This is a genomic window from Variovorax robiniae, from assembly GCF_037889955.1.
GTDB classification, from domain to species: domain Bacteria; phylum Pseudomonadota; class Gammaproteobacteria; order Burkholderiales; family Burkholderiaceae_C; genus Variovorax; species Variovorax robiniae.
Genome location: NZ_JBBKZS010000011.1, coordinates 1 through 12,535, shown reverse-complemented (window position 1 = coordinate 12,535; position 12,535 = coordinate 1). Strand labels below are relative to the sequence as shown.

Below are 12,535 nucleotides of genomic sequence, written 5' to 3'. Positions count from 1 at the left end.
GCTCGCTTGCAATAGACGGAAAGCAGCTTTTCATTGAATGCAGATGCGGCGCCGGAGCCGCGAACTAGACTGATTTCAGCCAGTCCACATGGAGCAGAACAAGGAGACAAGCAATTGAACTACCGGAAATTCCTCTTCGGCTGCGTGATCGCAGGCGTCACCATCGGCTCGGCAATCGCACAGCAGGTCACCCGCATCGTCGTGCCCTTTGCAGCGGGCGGCGGCACCGACCAGTACTGCCGCATCCTCGCGCAGGAACTCGGCAAGCACGGCATGAATGTCATCATCGAGAACAAGCCCGGCGCGAGTGGAATCCTCGCCGCAGACTATGTTGCCCGCGCCAAGCCCGATGGACAGACAGTGCTGGTGTCGTCGCTCGGCACGTTGGCCAACAACAGCGTGCTGTACGAAAAGCTGCCCTACGATCCAGCCAAGGACTTCGCGCCAGTCACGCAGATCGCCTATCAGCCGGCCATCCTGGTGGGCCGTGCCGACCTGCCCTACAAGAACATCAAGGAAATGGTCGAGTATGCAAAGAAGAATCCGGGCAAGATCAATCGCGGCTCACCTGGCGCCGCGATCCTGACGAATCTCGCGCCCGTCGTGTTCGAGAAGAACCTGGGGATCAGCACCACGCACATTCCGTTCAACGGCGACAGCCCGGCCGTGCAGGCGCTGCTCGGCGGCCAGATCGACATCCACGGCACTTCGATCACCGGCTCGCTGCCCTACATTCAAGCAGGCAAGTTGCGCGTCCTGGGCGTGATGGATACCCACCGCCTGCCCCAACTGCCTGACGCACCGACCTTCCAGGAACAAGGCTTCGACATGGTGGCCACCCTGTGGTACTCGCTCTCCGTTCCAGCCGGTACGCCAAAGGATTCGATCGATCGGCTGAACAAGGCGGTGAACCAGGTGATTGCAGACCCGGGCTTTGTCGCCCGCGCGCGCGCCATTGGCATGGAGCCGCGCGGCGGCACGCCGCAAGAGTTGTCGAAATTCGTCAAGCTGGAATCCGATCGGTGGCTGCCGGTGCTGCAAAGCCTGAACCTGCCGAAGCAGGCGCACTGAACCGGATTCGCATTCATCATCCCAAGAAAACAAAAAGCCTGCTATCAATTCGATAGCTGGGGAACAAAGTAATTGTTGGCCGTGAAATAAGCAAATCTGTGCGCATCTGACCCGGCATCTGGCATGGAAACTCCGCTGAGAAAAACCATAACTTGACATTGTTTGCAAGCGGAGCACTTTGAGGGCGTTGTTTGCGGTCCGAGACTGACGATGGGCGGCTCCCGACGGGCAGTCGCGCTGACTTGTCTCATGGTGCGGGTGCGAGCGTCGAGCCAACCCAGCGCAACGGCAGGAGCGCCAAGACCGTGCTGGCCCGTGACGGGCCGCTGCGCATCGAGGTGCCGCGCGACCGCGCAGGCAACTTCGAGGCTTCGAGCCGGTGCTTATCCCAATCAAGCCGATTTACACGGCCGCCAGCGCCGAGGCCGCTGAGGCCGAACTGGACGCCTTCGCGCAGGGTCCGTGGGGCATCAGCCTTGACGGAAACCATACCTAGCCGCGTTCTACGGTCATAACCAGACGTAGTACTTCCGTCCGGCCGCGGGCTGCCCTAGTAATTTCGCGAAGGGGCAGGTTCAGGGCACTTTCCCTCGGGCTGCAGTCTCCGCGTTGTAGGTAGCCACCGCTTCATTGACTGCCCGCTCCATTTCAGGGTCAATGGGCATATTCGGGACCGAAGGAATGCACTCGTCTCCAAGGGCTCGGCGGAACAGCGACAGGAATCTTGACCTAGTCTGAACTGGCCCCCACCTCCCACCGGGAAGCAACTCGGTGTTTCGATTTGTCAACGTGACACCTCTCGCGTGCAATGTCCTCGCGGCCGAAAGTACCTCCTTCGCGATCGAGGAATATCGCTGCTGCTTCAATGTCAGTCTCCGATGCCTCTCGCGATCGATTAATTGCTCGCAAATGTCAGGATCAACTCTTCGCAGAGCTCGATAATCGAATCCGGTCACTTGACGAACTACATGCATGCTTTGCTCGCACCGAAGTGCGTCTGCCAAGGCTTTGCGAGCGACCTCCGGGTCTACGAAGTTGTAGCTGGCACGTTTGATACGAAGTGCCCTTAGCGAAACGTGAGTCACCCGGCCTTGTAGGAGCTCGCTCAGATCCACCTTCAGTGCATGGGCAAGAGCAACGAAGTTTTTGAGGCGCATCCTTGCTGAGGACTGTGAAAGCCACCGGCTCAGTGTTGATTTGTTCATGTTCGCTTGCTGCGCAACGGCTACCAAACCTCCGTTCTGCGCAAGCAATCGACGCACCGCCCTCTTGACGCTCTCGGGCGCGGTGAGACTGATCTCCGTCAAATCGGCCACTAAGCCAGTGAGCATCTGGGCGATCTGCACCTCCTCAATCGAGGCTCGCTCCTGCTTCTGCTGACTGCAACGGTATCCCAGGGCGCCACACTCCGCGCAGACTCCAAACATGGTAATCCTACGAAGAAAGCCGAAGGCGTGCTTGCGATTCCCGGTGCTCCTTCCACACTGCGGCTTGAGCAATTGCTTCTTGTGAATTGGACAGCAGGTCACCTCCGGAATCTCCCACAGCAACCGACCGTAGGACTTCGCCCCCGGTTGCCGCAGATCCGCCCTGCAACAATCAAAACATACTCGCTTGGTGGGATCCCCCAGCACGTTACCGACTACCGATTCAAGACACCTCAGAGAGCACGCATTCAGTTCGGTGCGACCAGTCGCAACAATCAAATTTTTCAGTTCTGCTTCGCAAACGAACCTTTCGTCGAATCGTGCGCGGCCCGCGACAAATCGGCGAAGCTTCGTGACTGCGAGGCGATGCTCAAAGGCGAGAGACATTTCATAGCTCTTGACCGACTCGACATCCCCAGTGCCCCATCCCCGTGGCATCAGGCCGTACAGCAACGTGGTCGTCGGCCGCCAGCCAGGTACCTCGAACCGGAAATCATCACGCATATGTGCACCTTTAGGCTGCGACCAAGTCTTCCAGTTCATCCGGGTCGAATGCGCCCGACCCGTATTCCCAGCCCTCAATGGCCTTCTCGCCGTTGACCACCCAAGCCTCGATCGTCTTCACAGCCTCCTTGGGCATGCTGGCCTTCATCCACATCTCCTTTGTAAGCACGCCATCCTTCGAACGTGACTGCAGGATCAACAGGCGCATTGCAAGCGTCTTCAACGCGCCGATCGACCCCCAGCACGCCAGACCAATCTTGCGCCAGTTCTTCGTCAATTGCGGTTTACTTTCCCAAGGCCAGAGGTTCTCCAGCTTCACCACGCAACGGTAGAACGCCCTCTCGTCCTTCGTCATCGTCGCTTCCTTGCGTCCAATGGCGTAACGCCTGAAGTGAACGATCGAGCCGCGACTGACCACCTGGTCGAGCCCAGTCACCATGCCAAGGAGGTCGAAGCTTCCGAGCAATAGGAGTTTGGTCGTGCTGTTCACGCTCGCCATTGACTTGAGGGCGTTCATGGTGCTCTCGGAATCGCCGTACTTCTTGAGGTGAACCGCCTCATCAATGACGATGACGCGAATGTTCCGATTGACGAGCATTTGCTTGATGAATTGCCGCAAGCCATCGACACCCTTGGCCTTCTGTGTGGCAAGGACGGAGAGGCCACCCACTTTAGATGTCTGAACCGTCTTCTTCACTTCAATGAGTGGCTCCTTTCCTGCCTGAAGAATTTCATGAAACAAGGCCGCCCACGAGCGCCTGTGGTCCCCGGTAGAAGGCACCTCGACTACCAAGAATGGCAACTCGTGAATGGCGACAGGTCCAACATATGCATGTATCAACTCGAGAAGCGCTTTGCCCATGAGCGTGGATTTACCGATACGCGTCATCCCGATGATTGGAATGATCTGACACCCGTTGCCCGAAGAAAGAAGCTCGCCTACATCCTTGAGAACCCGTTCCAGCTCTGCGTGCTTGATCGTCAGGTTGGCAAACCATCCCAGCCGAAGTCGGGTTGGAAGTTTCAGTGCCTCTTCGCGCGTCCTGATGCTGCGCAATCTTTCGGCGATACCGGGTTTCGAAGCGCTGTCGGACAGCTTGTCGATCTCCTCCTGGAGTTCGTCCTTAGGGAACGGATCGCCGTTCTCCTTCAACGAGTCGACCGGCCCATCAGAAAAAGTCGCGCAGTTCGAGGGAGTCGTCGCCGTCATTTTCATCATCGTCGTCGTCATCGTCGTTCTCCAGGTTGGGTTCCTCGATTTCGCCGGCGGCGAGCGGAAGGTCATCCGTTTGTGCGCTTGGAGCGATGCTCACGTCCGCCGCCTGATCATTGGCGGCCTCTTCCCTGGTCAGGCCACTGGCTTCCGTGCCGGCGGCCGTGATCTCGACACAGGGCAGCACAATCCCCTCGTGCGTGTCGCTCGGCCACACTGGCAGCGTGGTCAGGCCAAGCTGGCGGTACAGATAGATGGATTCGTTCGCCTGCATCGTCAGACGCGCGTCGAACTTCTTTGGGTCGTAGGTGGCAGCGAGCCGGCAGAGCACCTCCGGCGCCATCCGGCTTTGTCTCGCCCCAAGCTTGTTCACGGCTCGCTGATAGCGCGCTTGAACGTTTGCCTCATGAGCGGTTTCGAATGGCTGGCGTAGATAGGAGTCCGAAAGTGCCGCCACCCACGGATTGCCTTCGATACGGCAATAGATCAGTCGATCCATCCAGATCTCAAGTCTCACCTCGGCAAGCTTTCCGCCCGATGTGGCGAAGCTGGGATGCCAGTGGTACTTCCCGTTCTCATTGACGCCTCGCTGCGCGTCGATGACCCTGTACCACTTCTTCTTTGGGTGCGGAGAAGTCGCAAGCAACATGTTCTGATCGAGTTCGAATGGCTCGAGCATCTCCTTGCCGCCGGTCTCCCTATAGCGCTTGGCTTCAAACTCTTCGGGCGTCATGCCCAAATCGCCGTCCTTGACCATCTTCGGGTGGTATTCGAAGAAGTACCACTCGAGCGCCCAGTAGCATCCGGGCAATGTCCATTCGGCGGAATCGTTTTGAAAGGGGTCCCTTTTTTTGTCCACCATCCGAACGTCGCGTCGAAAGGCAAGCGTATTGCCCTTCATGTTGGCGATGTACGTCATGGCTGCGGCGAATCGTGACTCGACGGGCGCTCCGTTGCGCGGCTCTTTCGGCTTTCTGTAGACGGCCTCGATCCGATAGATCTTGCAGAACGCCCTGACGTCCGGCGTGAGGAGTTCAGACCCGTGGTCGAAGGACAGAACCCGCGGCAAGCACCCGTTGCGACGCACGTAGTCCCGAAGCAACATGAAGACGATGAGAAGACTCGGCGCCTGAGGGAGCAGAATCATTGCCCGTTCGCGCTTGACCGCGGCATCGTAGGCTAGCGTCAGCGTTGGCTTGTTGAGCTTCGTGCCGTCCGGTGCGATGAGGACAATGGGCACAGTAGTGTGGTCTACGTAGCACACCCCATGCGGAATGACCCCGTGGTAGGTCAGCGTGAGATCCGTGGAGGGGATGACGGCCCTGAGCTGATACTTCTCGCTGTCGGTCAACCTCCGGCTGTGATTCTCAGGTGGTTGGCAGCGCTTGCCGAACGAAACCTCAGAAATGCGGCGCACAGGCATGTCGGGCTTCTTGGCCTGGCTTCTCTGATGCAGTTGGACGTACATCGCATAGGCGCCCTTGGCTGTGGGCTTGTGAGGCTGGTTGTAGAACGCCCCGATGGCCCGCTTGATCAGTCTCTCCTCAAAGGGTGTGAATCGATCCGTTCGGTTGCCGCGCTTGCGCATGTGGTCCAAGAGCAGGAAGAGCTCTTCGGCCGAATTGCGGGCGGACTGCACGGCGCTTGCTCTGCGCCGCATCGTGCGCTCGGAGTGCTGTGCCCCTCGCCCGGCCTTCCATTCATACAGTTCCTGACGACTCGCAAGCGCCCGCTCGATCTCTGCCGGGGTGCACCGGGTGAGCGCCGTCGCGAGCTGCGAGTTGGCCGATTCGATGACCGTCAGCAGTCCCTCCCTCTTGAGAAGCTGCAGATCGGACTGCGGCATCACCAAAAGATCCCCAGCGGCATCTCTCAGGGTGACGTCGCGCTCACCCTGGAGCAGGACGAAATGGCGCTGGCCGTCGTACTCGATTTCGGTTCCGGGTTGAATCCGAAATCCTGGGTACGGAGGCGGGGGCTGAAGCAGTTCGGCCGCCACCGCATGCAGCGTCTGATATGCGGATTCGTTGCTGTAGATGACGAGACTGTCGCTGAGGTCCAGCAGGTCCTTGGAAAGGTCGACGTATACCACGCCGTCGGCCACCGCCTTGAAGATCTCGTTGGCACTGAACCCGTCCTTGAGCAAGTGATGAAATGCCATCAGGCCCTGCGGCTGCACGGCGCCCAGCAGACGCTGAACGACCTTCGGCTCCAACTCGAAAGCGCCCGGGCGGCGGAAGCGCTCGAGGAAGCGGGTGTTCTCCGCCAGTTGCCGGCTGACGCAGGTTTCATCGATCAGCTCGTGACCGAAGCCATAGTCGGCGTAGAACTGTTCCGCCGGAGCGAATCGCATCCTGCCCTCCTTGTCTCGGAAGTAGTGCGACGGGCTGCGCTTCATGGCGACAAGAAATTTGGCGCGCCGGGTGACGCGGAACACCACGATTTCCGTCTTCCGCACGACGAGGAAATGGGGTTGATACAGATTGCCCGTCGTCGCGATTCCAGCTGCGTTGTGAAAGGTCAGCGGCACCGGCCCGGGAAAGGCGAAGATGAAGACCGTGCGCGGATCGGACGCAAGGATCGTCGCAAAGGTGCCCATCCACTTAGGTATCACCAACTGGACACCCGATCGCGGATCCAGGAACACAGTGCTTCTGTCATCGAGGACGCCCTCGGGCGTGTGGGGGGCGGCGATACATTTACGCAGATAGTCGCGTGCTGGCGCCTTCAACCGGAGATTGAACGCCAGGTTTTCGATTTGACGCCGTTGCTCGGCCGAAGGCACGTGCCCTTGGTCGATGTGCGCGGCTTGAAGTGTTGGCGCCGGCGCCGGCTGCATCTGCGTGGTGAACTTGCGCAGTGCTGACATTTTTTGCCTCGTGATGGCCAAGGGGCTGAGCGGCCCTTCATGCTGCGCTGCAGCAAGAGAAGGCCGCGTTCAGCCGGGTTATCGAGCGCTCAGACGCGCACCCACACGAAGGGCACACGGTGTGCCGTCGCCTTGAGCTCCAGACCCAGACTGCGGCAATGCGCGGTGAGGACTTCACTGCACAGGCGTTGATCCGCCTCCACCGTCTCGATCTTGTGCTGTGCACCACGGAACGCGGCCGCCGCCTGCTGCACAGCGGAAATCGCAGAACGAGTGCGCGCCGTATGGAATGGGATCTCCAGGGTCAACTTCAAGGACCGCGCGATGAAGATGACCTTGTGGTCCCGGGAACAACCCTCTGTGCAGACATCGAGGGTCATGGTGCCAGCGCGCGTCAGTGCGAAATCCTGACGCGGCGTGCGCAACTCCTGGAATAACCGCGCCCAACTCCGCTGCCGCAGGAACTGCATCTCGTCTGCAAGCCATTGCGACTTACCGAGGCCACTCGGTCCTTCTAGCCTCATACTCATCGGCTTGCTGCCAAGCGTGTAAACATCGGCGTTGGCCGCCCCCACAGGCGGTGGCGTGTCTGCCGAGCTTTCGCCCGCGCGCTTGGACTCCTGGTTGTGATTCAAGGTCATGAAAAGCTCCTTCTCTTGACACGTCCCGAAGATGCCTCGACTCAGACGCAAGCAGTCCCAGACCTTCCCCTTGACGGCACCCCACCTAACGGGTAACCTTGGAAAAGTCTTCTCCGACTGCGTTGCCTACAGGACCGGATCGCGCTCGAACGCTTCCGCTCCCCGACCCACCCTTCGGGTCGGGGCCCGTAAGGCTTCGAAAGTTTCAGTCCATCTTCCGCTGTCCTGGTGAACGTCAGACACGATTGTCTTGACGCTTCCAATCATTCCAGTTTTCGCATCGGCACGCAAAACGGTCCGCTCCAGCGAGCTTTCAAGCTGCGATGAGACCTGCCTCGAGCTGACGTCCTGGCCATCAGAGTCCAGCCATTTCGCGCCTTCGTTTCGCAGCTTGCCGCGGCCGTTTTTCGCGCGCTGAAAGGCTGCTCGAGCAAGACGTCTTGCCGCCGCGCTCGTCCCTGCAAGCTCAACAAATTCAAGGTTCTGTCCAGACGATTGACCGGATTGCGAAACGCGTTCGAATCAGTTTCACGATGGGCCGAAGGTCATCGAGAACATGAACTCATCGGCTTCACCTTCTTCGCTTAGTTGTGTGGCCACGCTTTTCATGCTCATTCAACAATATTGGACTTTATTGTCCAATGGCCAAATAAGGTCAGAGCAGCATGTTCCCAGCGTGGAAGCAGCATCCCTCAGCTTCGCCACACATCTGCCAAAGTGTCGTCATGCTCCGCATCCCGAACTTCGAACCATTCTTGTTTGACTTCCTGTCGAATGAAGCGGAATGTCGAGACCCCTCTCTCGGGGTGACGATTGGATGCTGGTCAGAAGCGCCTCCCTGCGCATTGTTGATCGACTTTCTCTCAGAAAATCCAGATGGCCAGAATGACATCTACAAGGGCTTGCGCTTGGCCAGAATCGCAGCTTAAACGCGAGCCCATCGCGTCGATTCGAGACCCGCTCAATGCGCCTCTCACCCGGGGTTTGCCGCACGTCCCACGCGACGCCTGAGATCGCCTCGGAACGCACGTCGCTGCGCGCTGCATAAGACCATAGACTTGCCATGGTTATAAGGCGGGAAGGGGGGCGCATGGCCCCGACAGCCCGCCAATTCCGCGAAGCAAGACCGATTCAGGGGAGGCGTTTCCCGCGCCACTAGGGGTTTGCAAGCGCCACGAGGCTGCTGCGCGGCATCGCCCGCAGCGCGGCGAGGCGGCTCAACTGCTGCCCATCGGGGCGCGACTTGCCCTGCTCCCAGTTGTAGATCGTGGCGCCGCTCATGCCCACGAGTTGCCCGTAGGCCGCCGCAGAAAGCCCCAGCTTTGCGCGGTGGGCGGCCAGCCGCGCGGCGCTGAAGCGCCGCTTGCTGGGCTGGTGGGCAGCTGGCGCGGCGGGAGAAAGCGCCACCGCCGCGCCTGCGCGCGTGCGCGTGAGTCGAAGGTCTTTTTGCAGGTGCGCCACCTCGCGCTTGAGTTGCGCGATGGCGCCGCGCTGCTGGGCGCTCGCCTTCTTCAGGCTCTCGATCTCGGCGCGCACTTCCTTGCGCGCCACACGGGCAATTTCGGACTTCAGCAGGGCTGCGATGTTGGCCATGGTGCATTGTGCCCAACCAAACTCCGCCTCCGGGCGCGTGCATGGGATTTCCACGCGCGCCGCGTGCGCTCCGCAGGTGCGCATCACGCAGGGCAGCGCAAGCAGGGGCACTTCCACGGTATCGACGGCGCCTTTCGCCGCCGCCCTCGCCCCACGGCGCGGTCGTAGGAGCCGATAATCGTGCTGAATGGCGTCCTGTCCAACCGGTCCGCCAGGCAGCCCGCGGCGCGGCCAGGACCCGGCCCGCCCCGGACGTCCATCCGGGTCACCGTTCCAAGGAGCGCTCGCATGGCAATAAGTGAGGGGCCTTGTGATTCGAAGCCGACGGTCGAAGGGGCTTTGCCGGCGGGCTCACCACAGCCGGAGTCATTGGCCCCGGCGGGCTCGGCACCATCGGCGCTGGACCGCCCTCCTCCGACCGATCTCGCCATCGCAGCACAAGGCGTGGACGCTCATTCACTCGCGGTGTTGCGGCCGCTCGAGGTTCCCCTGCTCGACCCCCAGGCCGTCTCCGGCCTGACGGAAGCCTCCGTGGGCCAGTTCCTGGTGCAAGGCCAGTCGCCCAACACGCTCGCCTCCTACGCCACGGCCACGCGCTACTGGTCGGCATGGTTTGCTGCCCGCTACGGCCAGCCCCTCACGCTCCCGGTGAGCGTCCCGGTGGTCTTGCAATTCATCGTGGACCACGCCGAGCGCCTGGCGGACTGCGACGACGGCCAGGTCACCACAGGCCGCCCGGTTCGGCTCGTACACGACCTGCCCGAGGAGATTGATCGGCTGCTCGTGGCAACGCATTTCAAGGGAAAGCCCGGGCCGCTTGCGCTCAGCACCCTTCTTCATCGCGTATCCGTACTCTCTACTGCACATCAACTACGCGAACTGGACAACCCCTGCTCCTACCCTGCTGTGCGGCAACTCATCCGCATGGTGCGTACGGGCTACGCGAGACGCCAAGTCCGTCCTCGCCAGCAAATGGCTCTGACCCGAGATCACCTGGAAGCCATCCTCCAAACGTGCGACGCGTCGCCGCGTGGCGTACGAGATCGCGCGCTCCTTTGCTTTGCATGGTCGAGCGGCGGTCGGCGCCGATCCGAAGTTGCCGCAGCTACCGTTGAGAACCTTCAAGATCATGGTGCTCGTGGCTACATCTATCTGCTCGGACACTCGAAAAACAACCAAGAGGGAACCTTCGATGACTCCACGCAGAAGCCACTGGCGGGCCAGGCTGCCAAAGCCCTTTCGGCTTGGCTGAAGCTGGCCGACGTACGAGAGGGGCCAATTTTTCGACGTGTGTTGAAAAGCGGGCGGATTCTTGCAGAGCCATTGACGCCTCGTGCTGTGCGCACAATCGTCATGAACCGATCACAACTTGCCGGACTTGCCGGGCACTACTCGGCGCATTCCCTGCGCTCGGGCTTTGTCACGGAAGCGGGACGGCAACAAGTCCCTGCGGGCGAGGCAATGAAGATGACTGGGCACCGGAACTGGGAGGTTTTCATGGGGTACTACCGAGCCGGCGATCTGCTCGGCAGCTCTACTGCCAACATGCTGGATGGTCCGCCGCGATAAGTCGCGTTGGGTGTCCTTCCTGGCAGACAACGCCTCAGCTGTGAAACTACCTTGGTGAAACGCGCCCGTCGGCACGGAATCGTCGGAGCATTGCTGATGACGATTTCGCCCCGCCAAAATTGTCACCCTCCTTTCGGCCCTGAGTCAGGCCGATCCACGCACAAGCCAAAATCGCTCTTAATCCTGGGCGAGGCCGAACTGCTGGCCAGGTCGAGCTGGCATGGGACTGCTACGCCGTGGCTTGGAAGAACTCGGCGCGTTGCCAAAGCAACTGAGAGCCGCCCTGCGCGAGCAGATGCGAAGATGCTGCTCTTGCTGCCCGTACATGACGACATGACCGGCGGCCGTAGCGAGCCGGAACGCACGACGCGCCAGCCCTACTGCGGCCAGCCAGCCCGGATGGCCCATCTCCGAACCGGGCCGGCGGCCACCCCAGTCCCACGACCGCCTCCATGGCGCTCGAACCAGCCGACCTGGGTGAAGCAGAGCCAGAAGTCGGTCCCAGCCACTGGTGGCACCGTCTCTGACAGCCGAGCCGAGCCAACGCCTGCATTGAAGCGACATGCCTCATCCCTGCGAGATCACTGCGTCGCAAGGCTGGCGGATTGCGAAGTAGCAAGAACGATCGGTGCAGGCACTTGGGACAGGCTTTGGCGAAATTCCAAGGCTTCAGGAATGTCCTCGAATTCCAGCAGTTCGCCAGCGAGCTCGCTCAGATGCATCTTGGCCTCCAGCGGCGTTACGCGGAAGAACTCGCGTCGGCGGTTGACAGCGTTGACGCGCCGCTCGCTCAGACGCGCATGCATCTGGCCCTCGATGCCCACGGCATCCTTAGAGAAGAAGAGCGCGTGCACGTCGAAATTGAACGGCACCGACGCGTCGCTCAGCTCCCGGATGCGATCCCTTGGATCGAGTCGACGAGTCATACCGACCTTGACCATCGCCTCGCCAAATGAGCCGATGTTGGAGATCACGTAGACATAGCCGGCACGGATATTGGCTGCTCGATAGTCGACATCCGACAGTGCCCGATCCACGTCGGCAAGTTGATCGCGTATGCGTGCGACCGCCTCCAGATCTCCCTTTGCTTCAAGCGCCGCAAGCGCGTTGGCGTAGTGTGCGCGCTCCTTTTCAAGGCGTTCACGCTCGCGCTCCAACTCCTGCTGAGCCTTTCGCTCCTCCTTGAGGCGCTCGCGCTCGGCGCGATCGGCCTCCTTCTCTTCGGCCTGCTTATGCAAAAAATCGGCGGTCAAGGTCAACTCGTCGATGCGAATGCGCAGGTATTGCGTTGAAACCCGGATGTCCATGCTGCGACCGAGGCGCTCTATGGTCGAGGCCACCTTGCGCAGGCGTTCCACGGCGGCATCTAGCTTGTACGGCTTGAGCGAACGGACGAGGTTGTCCGCTTCGGCATTGAAGGCGCGCAACATGAGCTTGGAAAAATCGCGCACCATCGCCTTGCCCTCAGCGGTAGTGAACCGCCCCGGCTTTTGAGGAGGCTCCTTCGATTGAGAATGGAGCCAAGATGAGAAAGTCACCGAAGTTTTCCCCCGAGGTCATGGAGCGCGCGGTGCGCATGGTGTTTGATGCCAAGGACCAGTACCCGTCGCAGTGGGCTGCGATCGAATCGATCGCCGGCAAGATCGGC

The 12,535-nt window shown here is 60.5% G+C and carries 8 protein-coding genes and 2 pseudogenes; 4 read left to right on the top strand and 6 right to left on the bottom strand.

All coding sequences use genetic code 11. From position 1 onward, the window contains the following. The first annotated feature begins 33 nt into the window (after positions 1-33). Together WKW79_RS22925 and WKW79_RS22920 are read left to right on the top strand one after the other, a co-directional pair. Positions 34-1,071 carry a Bug family tripartite tricarboxylate transporter substrate binding protein gene (locus tag WKW79_RS22925; protein ID WP_340337515.1) on the top strand — a complete coding sequence of 346 codons (1,038 nt, stop codon included), beginning with the start codon at positions 34-36 and terminating at the stop codon, positions 1,069-1,071. Between the two features lie 236 nt (positions 1,072-1,307). Further along, positions 1,308-1,439: pseudogene (locus WKW79_RS22920) on the top strand (transposase); the annotation flags it as partial. Positions 1,440-1,646: 207 nt separating this feature from the next. Here WKW79_RS22920 and WKW79_RS22915 read toward each other — a convergent pair. From WKW79_RS22915 to WKW79_RS22895, 5 genes are all read right to left on the bottom strand, one after another. Further along, the gene (locus tag WKW79_RS22915) at positions 1,647-3,041 is read right to left on the bottom strand and encodes a hypothetical protein (RefSeq protein ID WP_340337514.1); all 1,395 of its coding nucleotides are present in this window, start codon (positions 3,039-3,041) and stop codon (positions 1,647-1,649) included. Then, entirely contained in the window at positions 3,013-4,233 is a 1,221-nt protein-coding gene (locus WKW79_RS22910; protein WP_340337513.1) for an ATP-binding protein, read from the bottom strand. Before WKW79_RS22910 ends, WKW79_RS22915 begins: the two co-directional genes overlap by 29 nt. Then, a complete protein-coding gene (locus WKW79_RS22905; protein ID WP_340337512.1) occupies positions 4,172-7,084 on the bottom strand; it encodes a hypothetical protein in 2,913 nt (970 codons plus the stop codon). The genes WKW79_RS22910 and WKW79_RS22905 overlap by 62 nt, the downstream gene beginning before the upstream one ends. An 89-nt stretch (positions 7,085-7,173) precedes the next feature. Continuing rightward, positions 7,174-7,725 carry a hypothetical protein gene (locus WKW79_RS22900; protein WP_340337511.1) on the bottom strand — a complete coding sequence of 184 codons (552 nt, stop codon included), beginning with the start codon at positions 7,723-7,725 and terminating at the stop codon, positions 7,174-7,176. Positions 7,726-8,880: 1,155 nt separating this feature from the next. Further along, positions 8,881-9,318: a helix-turn-helix domain-containing protein gene (locus WKW79_RS22895; RefSeq protein ID WP_340337510.1), complete on the bottom strand. Its 438-nt coding sequence runs from the start codon at positions 9,316-9,318 to the stop codon at positions 8,881-8,883. 288 nt (positions 9,319-9,606) lie between these two features. Here WKW79_RS22895 and WKW79_RS22890 point away from each other — a divergent pair, with 288 nt between their 5' ends. Beyond that, the gene (locus tag WKW79_RS22890) at positions 9,607-10,887 is read left to right on the top strand and encodes a site-specific integrase (RefSeq protein ID WP_340337509.1); all 1,281 of its coding nucleotides are present in this window, start codon (positions 9,607-9,609) and stop codon (positions 10,885-10,887) included. A gap of 581 nt (positions 10,888-11,468) precedes the next feature. Here the strand turns inward: WKW79_RS22890 and WKW79_RS22885 are convergent. Next, complete coding sequence (locus tag WKW79_RS22885) at positions 11,469-12,425, bottom strand: SNIPE associated domain-containing protein (protein WP_479694196.1); 957 nt, start codon at positions 12,423-12,425, stop codon at positions 11,469-11,471. On the opposite strand from WKW79_RS22885, the pseudogene WKW79_RS22880 reads away from it, so the two are divergent. Then, a pseudogene (locus tag WKW79_RS22880) lies at positions 12,413-12,535 on the top strand (IS3 family transposase); the annotation flags it as partial. The gene WKW79_RS22885 and the pseudogene WKW79_RS22880 overlap by 13 nt on opposite strands.

Bases quoted from the DNA above. Each gene is read 5' to 3' on its own strand.
- WKW79_RS22910 (WP_340337513.1), bottom strand. From the start codon at position 4,233: ATGACGACGACGATGATGAAAATGACGGCGACGACTCCCTCGAACTGC.
- WKW79_RS22900 (WP_340337511.1), bottom strand. From the start codon at position 7,725: ATGACCTTGAATCACAACCAGGAGTCCAAGCGCGCGGGCGAAAGCTCG.
- WKW79_RS22895 (WP_340337510.1), bottom strand. From the start codon at position 9,318: ATGGCCAACATCGCAGCCCTGCTGAAGTCCGAAATTGCCCGTGTGGCG.
- WKW79_RS22915 (WP_340337514.1), bottom strand. From the start codon at position 3,041: ATGAACTGGAAGACTTGGTCGCAGCCTAAAGGTGCACATATGCGTGAT.
- WKW79_RS22905 (WP_340337512.1), bottom strand. From the start codon at position 7,084: ATGTCAGCACTGCGCAAGTTCACCACGCAGATGCAGCCGGCGCCGGCG.
- WKW79_RS22890 (WP_340337509.1), top strand. From the start codon at position 9,607: ATGGCAATAAGTGAGGGGCCTTGTGATTCGAAGCCGACGGTCGAAGGG.